Annotated in this window: 17 protein-coding genes; 6 read left to right on the top strand and 11 right to left on the bottom strand. The window is 72.2% G+C overall.

The window, feature by feature from the left end:
* The gene (locus tag ACZ2G1_RS12365; RefSeq protein ID WP_109268909.1) at nucleotides 1–1,170 is read left to right on the top strand and encodes a cysteine desulfurase family protein; all 1,170 of its coding nucleotides are present in this window, start codon (nucleotides 1–3) and stop codon (nucleotides 1,168–1,170) included.
* 6 nt (nucleotides 1,171–1,176) lie between these two features.
* Here the strand turns inward: ACZ2G1_RS12365 and ACZ2G1_RS12360 are convergent, their stop codons facing one another.
* Together ACZ2G1_RS12360 and ACZ2G1_RS12355 are read right to left on the bottom strand one after the other, a co-directional pair.
* Complete coding sequence (locus ACZ2G1_RS12360) at nucleotides 1,177–1,722, bottom strand: hypothetical protein (protein ID WP_017831755.1); 546 nt, start codon at nucleotides 1,720–1,722, stop codon at nucleotides 1,177–1,179.
* Nucleotides 1,723–1,996: 274 nt separating this feature from the next.
* Nucleotides 1,997–3,529 (bottom strand): acyl-CoA synthetase, encoded by a 1,533-nt coding sequence (locus ACZ2G1_RS12355; RefSeq protein WP_470376877.1) that lies wholly within the window; start codon nucleotides 3,527–3,529, stop codon nucleotides 1,997–1,999.
* A 307-nt stretch (nucleotides 3,530–3,836) separates the two neighbouring features.
* Here ACZ2G1_RS12355 and ACZ2G1_RS12350 point away from each other — a divergent pair, with 307 nt between their 5' ends.
* Nucleotides 3,837–5,174 (top strand): MFS transporter, encoded by a 1,338-nt coding sequence (locus ACZ2G1_RS12350; protein ID WP_017831752.1) that lies wholly within the window; start codon nucleotides 3,837–3,839, stop codon nucleotides 5,172–5,174.
* Between the two features lie 122 nt (nucleotides 5,175–5,296).
* On the opposite strand, the gene ACZ2G1_RS12345 is transcribed toward ACZ2G1_RS12350, so the two are convergent.
* The gene (locus tag ACZ2G1_RS12345) at nucleotides 5,297–5,755 is read right to left on the bottom strand and encodes a MarR family winged helix-turn-helix transcriptional regulator (protein WP_017831751.1); all 459 of its coding nucleotides are present in this window, start codon (nucleotides 5,753–5,755) and stop codon (nucleotides 5,297–5,299) included.
* 197 nt (nucleotides 5,756–5,952) lie between these two features.
* Here ACZ2G1_RS12345 and ACZ2G1_RS12340 point away from each other — a divergent pair, with 197 nt between their 5' ends.
* From ACZ2G1_RS12340 to ACZ2G1_RS12325, 4 genes are read left to right on the top strand one after another with little or no spacing between them, the layout of a single operon-like run.
* Nucleotides 5,953–6,924 carry an SDR family NAD(P)-dependent oxidoreductase gene (locus ACZ2G1_RS12340; protein ID WP_144835621.1) on the top strand — a complete coding sequence of 324 codons (972 nt, stop codon included), beginning with the start codon at nucleotides 5,953–5,955 and terminating at the stop codon, nucleotides 6,922–6,924.
* An 11-nt stretch (nucleotides 6,925–6,935) separates the two neighbouring features.
* Nucleotides 6,936–7,829 (top strand): amidohydrolase family protein, encoded by an 894-nt coding sequence (locus ACZ2G1_RS12335; RefSeq protein WP_470376876.1) that lies wholly within the window; start codon nucleotides 6,936–6,938, stop codon nucleotides 7,827–7,829.
* Nucleotides 7,826–9,016: an acyl-CoA dehydrogenase family protein gene (locus ACZ2G1_RS12330; protein ID WP_470376875.1), complete on the top strand. Its 1,191-nt coding sequence runs from the start codon at nucleotides 7,826–7,828 to the stop codon at nucleotides 9,014–9,016. Before ACZ2G1_RS12335 ends, ACZ2G1_RS12330 begins: the two co-directional genes overlap by 4 nt.
* 56 nt (nucleotides 9,017–9,072) lie before the next feature.
* Nucleotides 9,073–9,549, top strand: coding sequence for a MaoC family dehydratase (locus tag ACZ2G1_RS12325; RefSeq protein WP_095650003.1), 477 nt, complete (start codon nucleotides 9,073–9,075; stop codon nucleotides 9,547–9,549).
* Between the two features lie 89 nt (nucleotides 9,550–9,638).
* Here ACZ2G1_RS12325 and ACZ2G1_RS12320 read toward each other — a convergent pair whose 3' ends face one another.
* The 8 genes from ACZ2G1_RS12320 to ACZ2G1_RS12285 all read right to left on the bottom strand — a co-directional run bounded on the left by ACZ2G1_RS12320 (nucleotide 9,639) and on the right by ACZ2G1_RS12285 (nucleotide 17,947).
* The gene (locus ACZ2G1_RS12320) at nucleotides 9,639–10,820 is read right to left on the bottom strand and encodes an NAD(P)-dependent malic enzyme (RefSeq protein ID WP_470376874.1); all 1,182 of its coding nucleotides are present in this window, start codon (nucleotides 10,818–10,820) and stop codon (nucleotides 9,639–9,641) included.
* Between the two features lie 206 nt (nucleotides 10,821–11,026).
* Nucleotides 11,027–11,647, bottom strand: coding sequence for a superoxide dismutase (locus tag ACZ2G1_RS12315; RefSeq protein ID WP_017831745.1), 621 nt, complete (start codon nucleotides 11,645–11,647; stop codon nucleotides 11,027–11,029).
* Between the two features lie 117 nt (nucleotides 11,648–11,764).
* Complete coding sequence (locus tag ACZ2G1_RS12310) at nucleotides 11,765–12,295, bottom strand: SRPBCC family protein (RefSeq protein ID WP_126349582.1); 531 nt, start codon at nucleotides 12,293–12,295, stop codon at nucleotides 11,765–11,767.
* 457 nt (nucleotides 12,296–12,752) lie between these two features.
* Nucleotides 12,753–13,994 carry an MFS transporter gene (locus ACZ2G1_RS12305; RefSeq protein ID WP_470376873.1) on the bottom strand — a complete coding sequence of 414 codons (1,242 nt, stop codon included), beginning with the start codon at nucleotides 13,992–13,994 and terminating at the stop codon, nucleotides 12,753–12,755.
* Nucleotides 13,991–14,377, bottom strand: coding sequence for a DMT family transporter (locus tag ACZ2G1_RS12300; RefSeq protein ID WP_126349584.1), 387 nt, complete (start codon nucleotides 14,375–14,377; stop codon nucleotides 13,991–13,993). Before ACZ2G1_RS12300 ends, ACZ2G1_RS12305 begins: the two co-directional genes overlap by 4 nt.
* Nucleotides 14,367–14,684, bottom strand: coding sequence for a DMT family transporter (locus ACZ2G1_RS12295; protein ID WP_095650008.1), 318 nt, complete (start codon nucleotides 14,682–14,684; stop codon nucleotides 14,367–14,369). Before ACZ2G1_RS12295 ends, ACZ2G1_RS12300 begins: the two co-directional genes overlap by 11 nt.
* Nucleotides 14,685–14,687: 3 nt before the next feature.
* Nucleotides 14,688–16,643, bottom strand: coding sequence for an amylosucrase (locus tag ACZ2G1_RS12290; protein ID WP_470376872.1), 1,956 nt, complete (start codon nucleotides 16,641–16,643; stop codon nucleotides 14,688–14,690).
* Between the two features lie 374 nt (nucleotides 16,644–17,017).
* The gene (locus ACZ2G1_RS12285) at nucleotides 17,018–17,947 is read right to left on the bottom strand and encodes an ABC transporter substrate-binding protein (protein WP_470376871.1); all 930 of its coding nucleotides are present in this window, start codon (nucleotides 17,945–17,947) and stop codon (nucleotides 17,018–17,020) included.
* Between the last annotated feature and the right edge of the window lie 41 nt (nucleotides 17,948–17,988).

Genomic DNA, 17,988 nt, shown 5'->3' with positions numbered 1-17,988 from the left:
GTGCTGTACCTCGACTCGGCCGCCACCACCCCCGTCCGGCGGGAGGTCCTGGAGGCCATGTGGCCCTATCTCACGCAGGAGTTCGGCAACGCCTCGAGCCACCACGACGCGGGCCGGCGGGCGCTGGCCGGACTGGACCGGGCCCGGGCGACGGTCGCGCAGGTGCTGAACTGCCGGCCCGCCGAGGTCGTGTTCACGTCCGGCGGGACCGAGGCCGACAACCTGGCCGTCAAGGGCATCGCCCTGGGCCGCCGGGACCGGGACCCCGCGTGCACGCACGTGGTGACGAGCGCCGTCGAGCACCACGCCGTGCTCGACTCCGCCCGGGACCTGGCCCGCTGGGACGGCTTCGACGTCACCGAGCTGGGCGTGTCCGCCGAGGGGTTCGTGGACCCCGCCGCCCTGGAGAGGGCTGTTCGTCCGGGCACCGCAGTGGTATCCGTGATGCATGCGAACAACGAGACGGGTACGGTCCAGGCGATCGCCGACCTGGCTGCGGTGGCTCGGGCGCGGGACGTCCCGTTCCATACGGATGCGGTCCAGACGGCCGGGTCGCTGGAACTGGACGTACAGGCGCTCGACGTGGCGGCGCTGAGCCTCGCCGGGCACAAGATCGGGGGGCCCAAGGGCGTGGGGGTGCTGTTCCTGCGCCGCGGGACCCCCCTGCGCCCGCTGCTGAGCGGCGGCGGGCACGAGCGCGGCCGGCGCTCCGGGACCTCGAACGTGGCCGGCGCCGTCGGCCTCGCCACGGCCCTGCGGCTGTCCGCCGAGGAGCGGGCGGCGAAGTCGGTGCGCCTGGCCGAGCTGCGGAACCGGCTGATCACCGGGATCCTGTCCGCGGTCCCGTCGGCCGTGCTGACCGGTCCGGACCCCCGGGAGCGGCCGGCGGCGCGGCTGCCCGGCAACGCCTCGTTCTGCTTCCCCGGCGTCAACGGCGAGACGGTCCTGGTGGATCTGGAGGCCCGCGGGCTGCTCGTCTCCTCGGGCTCGGCCTGCGCGGCCGGGGACACCGAGCCCTCCCACGTGCTGACCGCCATGGGCTTCCCCGCCGAGGTCGCCACCACCGCGGTCCGGTTCACGCTGTCCGCCGAGGTCACCCCGGAACAGGTGGACGGGATCGTGGCGGCGGCCCGGGACGTCGTCGAGCGGCTGGTCGCGGCGCGCGGCTGAACGCGCTCAGCCGACCGGGACCGGGAGCGCGACCGGCACCGGGTGCTGCACCCCGGCGTGCACGACAGCCAGGACCGGCTCGCCCTTCTGCTCTGCGCTCCGCGAGCTCTCCGACACCAGGACCCAGGAGGGGTCCGGGCAGGAGTGGGGCGCGGGGCCCTCGGGAACCGCGCTCGAGGCGCCCCGGCCGTCGAAGCCCTCCAGCCGGAAGCCGACGACCGTCCGCCACCACAGGGTGCTCGGCGTGCTCGCGATCCCCCGGGTCTCGGTGATCACCAGATCCGTCCGCCGCGTCAGGACCTCGGCGGTCCCGGGCTTCACGCACTCCCACGAGATCTCGGTCACCGACTCGGTCTCCGCCACGAACTCGAGCGAGGCCGCGTTGGCCTGCAGCGTCTCGTCGTCCCAGCCGAGCGCGGCCCGGGCGTCGGCGGCGGTCACGAAGCCGGTGCCGTCCTCGTGGAGCTGCGTGGCCGCCCAGGCCGGCGCCGCCAGCCCGATCGACACCCCCGCCGCCGCGAGAGCCGCCAGTACCACGATGACCTTGTGCATGTGCTTCCCCAATCCCCTGTCCCCCGACACCGGGGACGCGCTCCCGGATCGTTTTTCCGAACGCTAATGCAGGCACGGGGGGCCGATCCAGCGGCGTGACCCATCTGTGACCCCCCGTCCGACCTGCGGCGACACATGCGGTGCCGCGCAGCGCGCCCCTCAGGCCGCTTCCTCCCGGCCCACGGAGCCCGTGCCGCCGGGGCGCAGCGCCACGGCCGGCCCGGGACCGGGTCGGCCGGGCCACGCCCGGACGGCGCGCGACCGGTCCCGCGCCTCAGCCGGCGGCCTGCTCGCGCAGGACGTTCTTGCGGATCTTGCCGGACGCGGTGCGGGGCATCTCGTCCACGAGGCTCAGCGTCTTGGGGACCTTGTAGCGGGCCAGCCGGCCGGCCAGGTGCTCCTGGATCGTCCCCGCGGTGAGCTCCCGCCCCTCCCGGGGGACGACGACGGCGTGCGGCACCTCGCCCCACTTCTCGTCGGGCACGCCGATGACCGCCACAGCGGCCACCTCCGGCAGCTCGAGGATGGCCGCCTCGACCTCCGCCGGGTAGATGTTCTCCCCGCCGGAGATGATCATGTCCTTGATCCGGTCCGCGACGAACAGGTAGCCGTCCTCGTCCAGGTAGCCCAGGTCCCCGGAGTGGAACCACTCCCCCTCGAAGGACCCCGCCGCGTCGGGGCGGTTCCAGTACTCCCGGATGACGTTGGGCCCCGAGAGCAGGATCTCCCCCGCCTCGCCGGGAGCCGCGGGCTCCCCCGCCGCGTCCACGATCCGCACGTCGGAGAAGAAGTGCGGCAGCCCGGAGGAGCCCGCCTTCTCGCGGGACTTCGCGGCGGGGAGGTTGGTGGCGCCCGGGGAGGTCTCCGTCATGCCGTAGCTGGCGGTGAAGGCCAGTCCCCGGTTCTCGTAGGCGTCCAGGACCCGCATGGGCACCGCGGAGCCGCCGCAGGTGAGCTTGCGCAGGGAGGAGAGGTCCGTGGTGTCCCAGTCCGGGTGCTCGCACAGCATCTGGTAGGTGGTCGGCACCCCGGAGAGCCAGGTGACGCGGTGGCGCTCGATGAGCTCCAGCACCCGGCCGGGCACGAACTTGGACTCGAGCACCAGCGTGGCGCCCTTCAGCAGCGTCGGCAGCACCCCCATCCCGAGCGAGGCCACGTGGAACATCGGGGAGATCATGAGCGCGACGTCGTCGGCCGCCACGTCGTAGTCGACCAGGACGTTGAAGCAGTTCCAGGTGAAGTTCCCGTGGGTCAGACAGGCGCCCTTGGGCCGGCCGGTGGTCCCGGAGGTGTAGAGGATCACGGCGAGGTCGTCCAGGCCCACCGGGACGTCCTCCGTCCAGGGCTCGGCCGCCGCGATCACCGCCCCGAGGGCGGGGACCTCGTCCGCGCCCTCCCCGGCCGCGTCCTCCCCGGCCACGACCCAGCGGACCACGTCCGGCAGGTCCCGGGCGGCCGGTGCGGCCAGGCCCGTCAGGGCGGCGTCGTGGATCAGCACCGAGACGTCCGCGTCCTCGAGCTGGTAGCGGATCTCGGGGACGGCCAGGCGCGTGTTGAGGGGGACGAGCACCGCGCCGAGCGCTCCCGCGGCGAACATCGACTCCAGGAAGGCCGGGCTGTTCTCCCCGAGGAACGCCACCCGGTCCCCGGGGCCCACGCCCCGGCCGGACAGGGCTGTGGCCAGGCGCCGGGACCGGTCGTGCAGCTCCCGGTAGGTCAGCGTGCGCTCGCCGTGGATCACGGCCGCCCTGGGCCCGGACTTCTCGAGCCTCCGGACGAGCCAGGATCCCAGTCCCTGATTGCGCATGCGATCGTCTCCTCAAACAGTCGTCAAAGCCAATAGTTGAAAAATTCCACTATTAGCCCCCAGCGTAGAGAGAGCTGGATCACATTGTCCAGGCCCCCGGGCGAACCCGACCCCGCGCGACTTTCCCACTTATGTCATCTTCTCAATGGTTGACATCTTCAATTGATTGCTGTTCCAATGGTCGCACTGTGAGTCGGCCCACACCACCGCCCGGACGCACCCGAGGACCGGGGCCGACCCGTCCGCCGCACCGGAGCCCCGTCCCGGCGGCACACCCACTCTCTCCGCCCCAGAGCAAGGAACCGCCATGTCAGCAGCACCCGGCACCCTGGCGTCCCTGGACGCCCGCGCCAGGAACACAGAGGCGCGCAAGGTCATCTTCTCCAGCTACCTCGGCTCCACCATCGAGTTCTACGACTTCCTGCTCTACGCCTCGGCCTCCGCCCTGGTCTTCCCCTACGTGTTCTTCACCGACCTCGACCCGCTGGCCGGCACCATCGCCGCGTACGGCACCTTCGCCGCCGGCTACCTGGCCCGCCCGCTGGGCGGGGCGGTCTTCGGCCACTTCGGCGACCGCCTGGGCCGCAAGAAGATGCTCATCATCTCGATGCTGATCATGGGCATCGCCTCGACGCTCATCGGCCTCATCCCCAGCGCCGCCGTCATCGGCTCCTGGGGGGCGGTCATCCTGATCCTCCTGCGGGTGTGCCAGGGCATCGCCGTGGGCGGCGAGTGGGGCGGGGCCGCACTGATGGCCCTGGAGCACTCCGCGAAGGGCAGGCGGGGGTTCGCCGCGTCCTTCACCAACGCCGGCGCCCCGACCGGTGCCGCGCTGGGCACCTTCGTCCTGGGCCTGTTCGCCGCCATGCCGGAGGAGCAGTTCCTCTCGTGGGGCTGGCGCGTCCCGTTCCTGCTGTCCGTCCTGCTGCTGGCCGTGGGCGTCTTCGTGCGCTCCCAGGTGTCCGAGAGCCCGATCTTCCAGGCCGCGCTGGCCAAGGAGGCCGCGGAGGGCCCCACCGCCAAGCGCAAGGTGCCCATCGTCGAGGTGCTGCGCCGCCCCCGCGCCCTGGTCTACACGATGCTGGCGGGGGCCTCCGGGTTCGCCCTCCAGGTCTTCCTGGCCACCTTCGCGGTCGCCTACGCGGTCGAGCGCGGCGCCGACCGGCAGCCGGTCCTCTACGCCTTCGCCCTCGCGTCCGTGCTCAGCGTGTTCTTCGTGGTCGGCATGGGCCGCCTGTCCGACCAGCTGGGCCGGCGCCCCGTCATGGTCGTGGGGCTGGTGCTGTTCATCGCCCTCATCCTCCCCATGTTCTCCTGGCTGGCCACCGGCAACGTGCTGCTGATCTTCGCGACCTTCACCATCGGGCTGGCCTGCCACGCCGCGATCTACGGACCGCTGGCGGCCTTCATCTCGGAGCAGTTCGGCACGTCGTCCCGCTACACCGGCGCGTCACTGGGCTACCAGTTCGCCACCCTGATCGGGGCGGGCTTCACCCCCACGATCCTCGCCTCGATCTACGCCTCCTCCGGGCAGGCCATCGCCCCCGTGGTCTGGTACCTGGCCGGGATGGCGGTGGTCAGCGCGGTGTTCATCCTGCTCACCCGTGAGTCCAAGGACTTCGACCTGGAGACCCACGAGCACTGACGCCGCCCGCTGCGGAGCACCTGCGGCACCGAGCCCCCGCCTCGTCACCGCCCTCCCCGATCGACCGGGGAGAGGGGGCGGGGCGGGGGCTCGGCGTCGTCGAGGGCCGGGGGACCCGTCCGTCAGAAGGCCACCTTCTTCAGCAGCCGGGACAGCTCCTCCCGCTCCGCCGGGGAGAGCGGGGAGAGCGACTCCGCGGTGGAGTTCTCCACCAGGACCCTGGCCCGGGCGTACAGCTCCCGGCCGGCGGCGGTGGGGGCGATGATCTTCGAGCGGCGGTCCCGCGGGTCGGTCCGGCGCTCCACCGCGCCGCGCCGCTCGAGGTCGTCGAGGATGGCCACGATCTGACTGGGGTCCAGCACCAGGAACTGGCTGAGCTCGCGCTGCGTCAGCTGCTCCTCGCCGCAGGCCAGCGCCAGGACCGAGTAGTGGCGCACCTTCAGCTCCAGCTCCGCCAGCCTCCGATTGGCCGCCGAGGAGCCCGTCGAGGCGGCGCGGGCCATCAGGAAGACCGGCTCCGCCGTCAGCTCCGCCTCGAGGAGGCGCTCGAGACCGGCGGACGGGTCGGTGGGCGTGGTCATAGCGTCTCTCCTGGGGCCGGGGACCCCAGTCTACGGAATCCGTGCCCCCAGCATAGATGGAGGTTCTTAACCATTGACATTCTCAACGAATAGCGGTGGAATAGGGACGAACCCGCAGCAGTGACGGGCGTCACCCCGTCCGCCGATCCACGAGCGCCGATCCGTCAGCGCCGATCCGTCAGCGAAGGAGCCACCCCATGGCACAGGACAGCACCGCATCCCCGAGCACCACCCCTCTCGCCGGCAAGGTCGCCGTCGTCACCGGCTCCGGCCAGGGTCTGGGCCTGGCCTACGCCCAGGAGCTCGCCCGCCAGGGCGCGGCCGTGGTCATCAACGACGTCGACCAGGCCACCGCCGAGAACGCCGTCGCCTCCATCACCGAGACCGGCGGGCGGGCCGTCGCCGTCGTCGCCCCCGTGGGCTCCACCGAGACCGCCACCGCCCTGGTGCAGGGTGCGGTGGAGGCCTTCGGCCGCCTCGACGTCCTCGTCACCAACGCCGGGGTGCTGCGCGACAAGTCCCTGCTGAAGATGACCGACGAGGACTTCGACCTCGTCATCCAGGTGCACCTGCGCGGCACCTTCACCTGCGCCCGCGAGGCCTACCGGTACTTCAAGGAGAACGGGGTCCCCGGGCGGATCATCACCATCGGCTCCCCCACCGGCCAGTACGGCAACTTCGGCCAGACCAACTACGCGGCGGCGAAGGCCGGGATCGTGGGCATGGTCCGCACCTGGGCCCTGGAGATGAAGAAGGCCGGCGTCACCGCCAACGCCGTCATCCCCGTGGCCGCCACCGCCATGACCGAGACCATCCCCTTCTTCCGCTCCGCCGTCGAGGCCGACCGCCGCGGCGAGCCGATGCCGGACTTCTTCCGCAAGGACCTCGGCTTCGGCAACGCCGCCGACGTCGCCGGGCTGATCGCCTGGCTCGCCTCCGACGACGCCGCGGGCGTCACCGGCCAGGCCATCGGCGCCGGCGGCGACCGGCTCCAGGTCTTCAGCCACCCCCGCCCCGTGGCCACCGAGTACCGCAACGGCGGCTGGACCTTCGAGGCGCTGCGCGAGCAGCTCCCCGCCATCCTCGAGGGCAGCCTGCAGCCGGTCGGCGAGACCCTGCCCCCGCTGCCGGAGGAACTGAAGCCCGAGTCCGCGACCCAGCAGTCCTAGGAGGAGCCGGCATGCGCTACGAGTACGGTCTCGACCTCGCGTCGCTGAACGCGATCGACATGCACGTGCACATCGAGTGCTCCGACCACGGACACCCGTCCCTGCCCGCGGCCCTGACCGAGGCCTCGGCCAAGTACTTCAAGGCCGAGGACCGGTCCCCGTCCCTGGACACCATCGCCGAGCGCTACCGCGAGTGGCGGATGGCCGCCGTCGTCTTCACCGTCGACGCGACCACCGCCCTGGGCCACGAGCCGAACTCCATCGAGGAGATCGCCGAGGGCGCGGCCCGCAACAACGACGTGCTGATCCCCTTCGGCTCCGTGGACCCGCTCCAGGGCTCCACCGCGGTGGAGCGGGCGAAGATGCTCGTCGAGGAGCACGGCGTCAAGGGCTTCAAGTTCCACCCCTCCCTGCAGGGCTTCGACCCCTCGGACGAGCGGTTCTACCCGCTCTACGCGGCGATCCAGGACCTGCGCGTCCCCGCCCTGTTCCACACCGGGCAGAACGGCATGGGCGCCGGGCTGCCCGGCGGGGGCGGGATCAAGCTGGGCTACTCCAACCCGCTGCTGCTGGACGCGGTGGCCGCGGACTTCCCCGAGCTCCAGGTCATCATGGCCCACCCCTCGGTGCCCTGGCAGGAGGAGGCCAACTCCATCGCCACCCACAAGGCCAACGTGTGGATCGACCTCTCCGGCTGGTCGCCCAAGTACTTCCCCGAGTCGCTGGTGAAGGCCTCCAACCGGATGCTCCAGGACAAGGTCCTCTTCGGCACCGACTACCCGCTGATCACCCCGCAGAAGTGGCTCGGGGCCTTCGAGCAGCAGTCCTTCACGGACGAGGTCCGCCCCAAGATCCTCAAGGACAACGCCGTGCGCCTGCTCGGCCTCGACGGGGCACGGGCATGAGCACGGACGCCGGGCGCCTCTACCCCGACTGCGACCCGTACGGGATCGCGGAGAGACTGACCGAGGCCGAGAAGGCCCCCCTGCGCAGGCTGCGCCGGGTGCTCGAGGACGAGGTGCGGCCGCTGCTGGCCGAGTACTGGGAGGCCGGGGAGTTCCCCTACCAGGTCGCCCCCTCCCTGCACGCCCTCGACCTCATGACCCCGCCCGAGCTCACGGCCGACGGCGGGCAGCCCCGGTCCCTGTACCACGGGTTCCGGATCTTCGAGCTGGCCCGCACCGACGCCTCGGTCGCCACGTTCTACACCGCCCAGGCCGGGCTGTTCCGCACGGCCTGCCGCGTGGGCGGCACGCCGGAGCAGTTCGCCGCGTGGGACCCGAAGATCACGTCCTTCGAGATGACGGGAGTGTTCTGCCTGACCGAGCCCGAGCACGGCTCCGACATCGCCGGCGGTCTGGCCACCACGGCCCGGCGCGAGGGCGACGAGTGGGTGCTGACCGGCACCAAGCGCTGGATCGGCGGCGCCTTCACCGCCGACCTCCTCGCCGTCTTCGCCCGCGACGAGGCCGACGGGCAGGTCAAGGGCTTCCTCGTGGACCGGCAGGCCCCGGGCGTGCGGCTGGAGAAGATCCACGGCAAGACGTCCCTGCGGATGATGCAGAACGCCGACATCCACCTCGACGGGGCACGGGCGCCGGAGGCACAACGGCTGGGGAACGTGAACTCGTTCAAGGACGTCGCCGCGATGCTGCGCGCCATGCGCTCCGACGTCGCCTGGATCGCCACCGGCATCCAGGCCGGCGCCTACGAGGCCGCGCTGCGCTACGTGCGGGAGCGCGAGCAGTTCGGCCGCCCGATCGGCGGCTTCCAGCTCGTCCAGGAGAAGCTGGCGCGGATGCTCGGCAACGTCACCGCGTCCTTGACCATGGTCGCCGGCCTCGCCGAGCGGCAGGAGGGCGGCGTCTACCGGGACGAGGACTCCGCCCTGGCGAAGATGTGGATCAGCCTGCACATGCGCGAGACCGTGGCGCTGGCCCGCGAACTGGTCGGCGGCAACGGCATCACCCTGGCCCACGACGTCGCCCGCTTCCACGCCGACGCCGAGGCCGTCTACTCCTACGAGGGCACCCACGAGATCAACGCGCTCGTGGTCGGCCGGTCGATCACCGGCCGGAGCGCGTTCGTCTGAGCCGCCCGCCCGACACCACCCGATCCACCACCGACGCCACCACGTAAGGACACGCCATGACCGAAGCACAGACCCAGCCCCAGACCGTCGTCGCCTTCGACGAGGTGAAGAACCTCGTCGGCAAGAGCCTCGGGCACTCCGCCTGGCGGGAGATCACCCAGGACCAGGTGAACACGTTCGCCGACGCCACCGACGACCACCAGTGGATCCACACCGATCCCGAGCGCGCCGCCGAAGGGCCCTTCGGCGCCCCGATCGCCCACGGCTTCCTGACCCTGTCCCTGCTCATCCCGATGTGGTCCGAGCTCTTCGACGTCACCGGCGTGAAGACCAAGGTCAACTACGGCCTGGACAAGGTCCGCTTCACCTCTCCCGTCAAGGTGGGCTCGCGGATCCGCATGACCGTGACCATCACCGACGTCCAGGAGGTCAAGGGCAACGGCCTGCACCTGGTGGCCGACGGCACGATCGAGATCGAGGGCGAGGAGCGGCCCGCCGTGGTCGCCACCTTCCTCAACCGCTTCTACGCCTGAACGCGCTGCCCCCTGACCCGCGACGGCCCGGGTGACCACGACATTCCGTGGTCACCCGGGCCGCCGCGGGTCAGCGGGTGCGGAGCGGGTCAGACGGCCGCCTCGGCCCGCGCGCAGGCCGCCACGGCCTCGGCCACGGCCGGGGCGACCCGGGGATCCAGGGCGGAGGGCACGATGTGCTCCGCGGCCAGGCCGTCCGCGGCGGCGATCGCCGCGATCGCCCGGGCGGCCTCGAGCTTCATGACCGGGGTGATCCGCCGCGCACCGGCGTCCAGGGCCCCGCGGAAGATGCCGGGGAAGGCCAGCACGTTGTTGATCTGGTTCGGGAAGTCCGACCGGCCCGTGGCCACCACGGAGGCGTACTTCGCGGCGACCTCGGGCATGATCTCCGGGTCCGGGTTGGCCAGGGCGAACACGATCGCGTCCTCGGCGAGTTCGGTGAGGTACTCCTCGGGGACCGTCCCGCCCGAGACGCCCACGAACACGTCGGCGCCTTCGAGGGCGTCCTTGGGTCCGCCGATCAGCCCGCGCGGATTGGTGCGCGCCGCACAGCCGGCCTTGATCGCGTTGAGGTCGTCGCGCTCCCTCGAGACGATGCCCCGGGAGTCCATCAGCACCACATCGTCGATGCCCTGGGCCAGCAGGATTTCGGTGATCGCGATGCCGGCCGCGCCGGCTCCGGCGATCACGACCTTGAGCCCGGCCAGGTCCTTGCCCACCAGGGTCGCGGCGTTGAGCAGGGCGGCCAGGACGACGACGGCGGTGCCGTGCTGGTCGTCGTGCATCACCGGGATGTCCAGCTCCTCGATCAGACGCTTCTCGATCTCGAAGCAGCGCGGGGCGGAGATGTCCTCGAGGTTCACCGCGCCGAAGGACGGGCGCAGCAGCTTGACGGTGGCCACGATCTCGTCGACGTCCTGGGTGTCGAGCACGATCGGGATCGAGTCCAGGTCCGCGAAGGTCTTGAACAGGGCGGCCTTGCCCTCCATCACCGGCAGGGACGCGGCCGGGCCGATGTCACCCAGGCCCAGCACGGCGGAGCCGTCGGAGATCACCGCCACGAGCCGGCCCGCCCAGGTGTGCGTGGCCGCCATGTCGGGATCCGCGGCCACCGCCCGGCTCACCTCGGCGACCCCGGGGGTGTAGGCGATGGACAGGTCCCGGCGGGTGGCCAGGGGGGACTTCGAGACCACGGAGAGCTTGCCGCCCTCGTGGGAGCGGAAGATCTCCTCGTGCGTGATGGGGCCGGGCTGCTGGTTCTCGTCGCTCATGCGGGGTCCTCGTGCTCTCGTCGTTGAGTGCGAACAGGGTCCCCGCCATTGTGCCCCACCGCCGGGACCCCTCCCCCGCCCGTGTGACGCTCCGGGACCTCCGCGGTGCTTCCGCCCCGGGCGGCACAGAGCCCCCGGACCGCGTGGTCCGGGGGCTCTGCTCGCGGGGTCGGGCGCGCGCGGCGCCCGACGGTGCGGACCGGGGATCAGATGATGGACCGGCCCCCGGTGCGCGCCTTCTCGAAGCGCTCCTGGACGTCCGCCCAGTTCACGATGTTCCAGAAGGCCTTGACGTAGTCCGCCTTGACGTTCTGGTAGTCGAGGTAGAACGCGTGCTCCCACATGTCCAGCTGGAGCAGCGGGATCGTGGCGACGGGCACGCCGTTCTGCTGGTCGTACATCTGCTCGATGACCAGGTTGCCGCCGACGGGCTCAAGGGCGAGGATCGCCCAGCCGGAGCCCTGGATCGTGGTGGCCGCGGCGGTGAAGTGGTCGCGGAAGGCGTCGAAGGACCCGAAGTGGTCCTCGATCGCCGCGGCGAGCTCACCGGTCGGCTTGTCGCCGCCCTCGGGGGAGAGGTTCTGCCAGAACACCGAGTGGTTCACGTGGCCACCGAGGTTGAACTGCAGGTCCTTGGACAGCTTGGCCGCGGCGGCGCCGTCACCGTTCGCGCGGGCCTCCGCCATCTTCTCCAGGGCGGTGTTGGCACCGGCCACGTAGGTGGCGTGGTGCTTGTCGTGGTGCAGCTCCATGATCTTCGCGGAGATGTGGGGCTCGAGCGCCGCGTAGTCGTAGGGGAGATCGGGAAGGGTGTACTTCTCGGCCATAGGAGAGTCCTTTCGAGTGCTGTCGTGTGGTTCCACCCTCGTCCCGCGCGCGAGCAGGGGTCAAGGAGGTTCCGCCACCAGCGTACGGCGCGCCCCCGGGCAGCCTCCGCCGGGGGCTCAGAAGAAGTCGGGCGGGCTCTCGAGCGGGCAGCGGGGCGGGTGGGGGGTCAGCTGGGACGGGACCGTGAACTCGTAGTCCCCCGTCTCGATCATCCGCCCGAGCGTCTCGAGGGCGTTCCGGGCGCTCCGGCGGGCGGCCGGTTCGAGCAGGCGCCACAGCCAGGCCTTGGACTCCGTGAACCGCCCGTCCACGGCCTTCTCGATCCGGGTGCCCCCCTCCACCGGTTCCCAGGTGATGGTCACCAGCAGATCCACCACGCCCTTGGTGGTGCGCATCCCCAGGCGCCGGCCCGGGACGTGGTCGGAGACGATGTTCACGAAGGAGAAGCGGAGGGGGCCCACGCGGACCGTGGACTCGATCGACGTGCCGAGCTGCAGCACGGCCGTGCTGACCTGGTAGTTCCGCTCCGGGATGGGGTTCCAGCGGCGCAGGCAGCCGGGGTCGAGCAGGAAGCGCTCCACCAGGGCCGGGTCGGCCCCGACCACGGCCGTGTCCACCAGCCGGAACGTCGTGGCGCCCTTCAGCATCGTGTCCTCCGGTCCCCGGTCGGATCCGCGCCCCGGGCAGGCACGCGCAGCGCACGGACGGGAGCAATTCGCATGTGCACACAACTACTCTAGTGATCGGCCCTCGCGGGGCCCGCCCGTCCGGGTGCACAGGGGGTGGAGAAAGTTGTCCACAGGTGTGGAGGAACGCGTGCACAGAGCGAGCACCGGTGCACCCAATCCCCGGCCGGCGGCGCCGTTGCAGGTCAGCGCGGGGTGGGCGGGACAGGGAGTCCCGTAATTCCACCGGTGGAAGTTATCCACGCTGTGGACAACACCTGTGGAGAAGCTGTTGAGAAGACCGTGCCAGGACGTCACGGAGCGTCGCACAGAGGCCGGCCGGTCCCCCTGAACGGGGGACAGCACCGGTCGGCGGGCGGGCGGGGACCCCGCCGAACGGGAGGCGGCAGCGGCCGGGAGCACTCCGGACGGCGGCGTCCTAGCGGTGTGCACGGGAGCGCACGAGGACGGCGAGCGCCGCGCAGGCCAGGTAGCAGACGAGCACCACGCCCCAGCCCACCGCGAAGGACCCCGTGAGCTGGAGCAGTCCGCCGAGGGCGAGCGGACCGGCGCAGAACCCCGCGTACAGGCCCATGGTCACCACGCCGGTGGACGCCCCCACCCGGTCGGCGGGCACGGCGCGCATCGCCGCGGACATCACCACCACGCTCACCGCGAGTGCCGCGCCCCCGTGCAGGACGGCCGCCGGCCACACCGCCCACGCGAGGCCGGGGTGCAGCGGCGCCAGGATCAGCAGCACGGCGCTCGCGGCCGCCCCCAGGGCCATGCCGGCCAGCAGCACGAAGCCGTCCGCGCCCGGCCGGTCCATCACGCGCGCCCACAGCACCCGGGAGGCGATGCCCACGAGCGCGGAGACGGACACGGTGGCCCCGGCGGCGACGACGTCGAGGCCCAGCTCCCGGTGGGCGTAGAGCGGCAGGTAGACGTTGGCGGCCTGCGCCCCCAGCCCGGTCAGTGCCGCGGCCGCGGCGTACGCCCGGACGGCACCGGGCATCGGCGGCCGCGCGGCGGCGCCCGCCGCCCGGGACCGGAACGGCGTCGTCGTCCCGGACGGGGACGTCGTCCGGGACGGGCGTGCCGCCGGGGTGCCGGGGTGGTTGTCCGGGACCGTCCACCAGCCGTGCACGAGCAGGAGCAGCACCGCGCCCACGGCCACCAGGACCGCGGTGCGCCAGCCGAGCAGCAGGCCGAGCGCGGGGAACGTCAGGCCCGCCACGAGCTGCGAGGCCTGCACGCCGGCCTGCTTGATCCCGAGCCAGCTCGCGCGCCGCCCGGCGGGCACGTGCAGGCGGATGAGCCGGTTGGTCGCGGGGTTGGCCATGACCTGTCCGAGCCCCGAGAGCACCATGGCCACGAGCAGGACCGTGTACCCCGGCGCCGCGGCGGTCAGGAGCATCGCGAGCGCGGCCCCGCCGAACATCACGACCAGCAGGGTGCGGGCGGCCAGCCGGTCCGCCCAGCGGCCGGTGCGCACCGCGGTGACGGCCGCGACGAAGAACGTGGTGGTGGCGAGCAGCCCGAACTGCGCCTCCGTGAGCTCCAGGTCCGCGATCACCAGGGGGCTCATCGCCGAGAGGCTGTGGGTCAGCAGCGGGCCCACGGCCATCGTGGCGGTGAGCACCAGCATGAGGTGCGCGCCCGGCCTGCGGTCCCGGGTCACCGGTCCTTCCCCGGGGTCGGCCGGTCGGCGGCGTGCAGGCCCACGACGCACGCCACGATCCCCGCCAGGAAGAGGGCCTTCGCCCACGAGATCTGCTCCTGCCCCGTGCCGGCCGCCCACGCGACCGTGAGCACGGCGCCGATGCCCGTCCACACGGCGTAGGCGGTGCCCATCGGCACCACCCGGGCGGCGCGTGCCAGGGTGAGCATGCTCAGCACCAGGGTCACGGCGAAGAGCAGACCGGGGCCCGGCCGCGAGAAGCCCTCGGACGCGCCCAGGGCGGTGGCCCAGACCGCCTCCAGGATCCCGCTGAGCACCAGCAGCGCCCAGGCACGGGCGCGCCGGTCCCGCTCGGCCCGCGCCGCGCCGGCCTCAGCCGACAACCTTGAGCCCGATCACACAGCCGACGAGTCCGAGCACCAGCAGGATCCTGAGGGGCGTGGCGGACTCGCGGCCCGTCAGCATGGACCAGGCCACGGTCAGGGCCGCGCCGATGCCCACCCAGACGGCGTACGCCGTGCCCGTGGGGAGGGTGGCCATGGCGTAGGACAGTCCGGCCAGGCTCACGGCGGCCGTCACCGCGAACACCACGGCCGGCACGGGACGGCGGAGACCGTCCGAGGCCGCGAGCGCGGACGCCCACACCGCCTCGAGGACGCCCGAGAGCACCAGCACCGTCCACGCACCCACGGGTCAGCGCTTCGGGAGCACGCGGATCCAGAGGAACCCGTGGGCGTCGAGCAGCAGACCGTGGCGCAGGTCGAGCTCGGTGTTGCCGTGCAGCTCGACGGCCTGGGGCAGGAACCCCGAGAGGGTCTCCCCCGTGACGAACTGGGACCAGTCGGAGAAGTTCGCCAGGCACAGCACCACCGTGTTGCCGCCCGGGCGCTGGTAGCCCAGCACGTGGGGGTTGCGCGCGTCGAACGGGAGGAGCGTGTTGCCGTCGAACTCCGGGGAGTTCCGGCGCAGCTCGACCATCCTCCGGATGCCCCCGAAGATCCGGCCCTGCACGGAGAACAACTCGTGACGGCGCTCGTAGTCCTGGACGGGCCGCGGCGGCCGGTGCACCCACCGGGCGTCGCCGGCGTGCGCGGGGTCCTCGTTCCAGGCGGGGTCGTTGAGCTGGCCGACCTCGTCACCCAGGTACAGCAGGGGGATGCCGCCGGTGCTCATCGCCACGGAGTGCGCGAGCAGGACCCGGTCCACCGCGGACGCCGGGTCCTCGGCGAGGCCCAGCAGGGACGCCGTGGTCCCGCACACGCGGCAGTCCCCCGTGCGGGGGTTCTCCTGGAACGGGACGCCGTCCGCGAAGCTGCCGGGGTGGCGCCCGGTGTAGAAGGCGTTGAGGAAGCGGCGGTGGTCGTGGCCGTGCACGCCCAGCCGGGCGGCGTCCTCGTCCGAGAACGTCCAGCCGATGTCGTCGTGGCCGCGCACGTAGTCCACCCACGCCGTGCCGGGCGGGAGGGCGTGGCGCTCCTCGAGGGCCTGCGCGAGCAGCTTCGGCTCGCGGGTGGCCATCGCCTCCCACGTCAGGGCCATCTGGAGCGGGTTGTAGGACAGCTGGCACTGTCCGGGCTCGATGTACCGGGCGACCTCGTCCGGGTGGACGATCGCCTCGGACTTGAACAGCACGGCCGGCGCGGCGATCCGGCACAGCGCGTTGTACGCGCGCAGCAGCACGTGGGCCTGGGGCAGCGACTCGCACGCGGTGCCCAGCTGCTTCCAGATGAACGCGACGGCGTCCATGCGCAGCACCTCGACGCCCTGGGCGGCGAGGAACAGCATCTCCGCGGCCATCGCCCGGAAGACGGCGGGATTGGTGTAGTTGAGGTCCCACTGGAAGGAGTAGAAGGTGCTCCACACCCACCGGGGGTCCTCCTCGGTGGCGCGGACCCGCGTGAAGGAGCCGGGGTGGTCGTCCGGGAAGATCTCCCGCGTGGTGCGCTCGAACTGCTCCGGGACCGTGCGGTCCGGGAAGATCCAGTAGTAGTCCTCGTACTCCTGCTCCCCCGCGGCGGCCCGGCGCGCCCACTCGTGCTCGTTGGAGGTGTGGTTGAAGACGAAGTCGAGGACCAGGCTGATCCCGTTCCGGCGCAGCTCGCGGCTCAGCTCGGCGAGCTCCTCCATGGTCCCCAGCCTCGGCTCCACGCGGCGGTACGAGGACACCGCGTAGCCGCCGTCCGAGTTCCCCTCCGGCGCCTCGAACAGGGGCATGAGGTGGAGGTAGGTCAGGCCCAGCTCCCGGAAGTAGGGGATCTGCTCCCGGATGCCCTGCAGGTTCCCCGCGTACCGGTCCACGTAGCAGACCCCGCCGAGCATCTGCCGCGCGCCGAACCACGCGGGGTCCTGCTCGCGCCGGGCGTCCAGGTCCTTGAGGTCTTCGGGGCGCTCGGCCCAGGAGCGCGCCAGCTGCAGCCCGAGCTCGCTGAGCTGTTCGAGGAAGTCCTCGCGGTGGCCGTAGATCTCGGCGAAGAGCAGCGTCAGCCGGGGGAAGTGCTCGTCGAACCGGCGGTCGAAGTCCGTCCACCCCGTGCCCGGCAGGTCCGCCGGGCGGCCCTCCTGCACCCTCTGGCGGACGCACGCGGTGATCACGCGTGCCTGGTTCTCCGGCGACAGGCCCGGGATACCGGGCGTACTGGTGTTCGGCACACTGCTCCTTCGGTCGTCCGCCCCGAGGCGGGCGGTCTCCGAACTCGAGATCCTCCTTGACGACGAGCCCTCGGATGGTCACGGACCTGCTGCCACCGGTCGGCGGGAGCGGTCCGCCCCTCAGCATACTGATGCGCCCCCGGCTTTTCAGCGGATGACCCGGGGCTTCCTCCACATGCCTGTGCACAGAGTTGTCCACAGGTGTGGACGAGTCCTGGGGACACCGTGGGGAAAGGCCCGCCGGCGCCCTCCAGGAGCGTCCCGGCGGGCCCCGAGGGGCCGGGGAGACGCCGCCGCGCGTGTGGAGAACCCTGTGCAGGGCGGGTGCCGCGTCCCGGGATCGCAGACCCCGGGACGCGGCGGCGGGAGCGGGCTCAGTACCCGTTGGCGGACAGCCACTCCTGCGCGGCATCGGCCGGGCTGACCTGGTCCTCGCCGCTGACCTGGCGGTTCAGGTCGATGAGGGCCTCCGTGGTGAGCTTGCCGGACAGCTCGTTCAGGGCGTCCACCGCCTCCTGGGGCAGCCGGTCCGCGGCGGCGAGCGGCAGGACCTGTTGCGCGATGAAGTTGTTCTCCGGGTCCTCCAGCACCACGAGGTCGTTGTCGGCGATCGCCGGGGTGGTCGTGAAGATGTCGGCGACGTCCACGTCCCCGTCGAGGAGGGCCTGGACGGTGAGCGGGCCGCCGCCGTCGTTGATCGGCTCGAAGGACTCCGGCACGCAGCCGTACTTCTGCTCCAGGCCGTCGAGGCCGTAGGCGCGCTCGGCGAACTCGGGCGGCCCCGCGATCACCAGCTCCCCGCACACCTCCGCCAGGTCCGTGATGCTCGTGAGCCCGTACTGCTCCGCGGTCCCGGAGGTGACCACCATGGCGTCCTTGTTCTCCGCCTCGGAGGCCTCGAGCACGGTCAGGCCCTCGGGCAGCGCGTCCGGCAGGGCGGCCATGATCTCCTCGGCCGAGCTCGCCGTGGCCTCGGGGTCCGCGAAGAGCAGCAGGTTGCCGGAGTAGTCGGGGACCACGTCCACGGACCCGTCCTGCACGGCCCCCACGTAGGCCTCGCGGGCTCCGATGCCCAGGGACGTCTCCGTCTCGACGCCGGCGGACTCGAGCGCCCCGGCGTAGAGCTCGGCCACGATCTGGCTCTCCGGGAAGTCGGCGGAGCCCACGGTCACGGTCTCCGAGGACGTGGTCGCGGACCCGTCCTCCTCGGCGAGGGGGTCGCCGCCGCAGGCGGTCAGGCCCAGCAGCAGGGCGGCGCCCAGGGCGGGTGCGGCGGAGCGGCGGAGCGCGGGAGCGGTGGTCATGGTGGTTCTCCTGTCGGTCGGTGGCACGGGAAGACGGTGGG

The organism is Kocuria sp. KKT182 (genome assembly GCF_055635395.1).
This window is presented reverse-complemented; position numbering and strand designations above follow the sequence as displayed.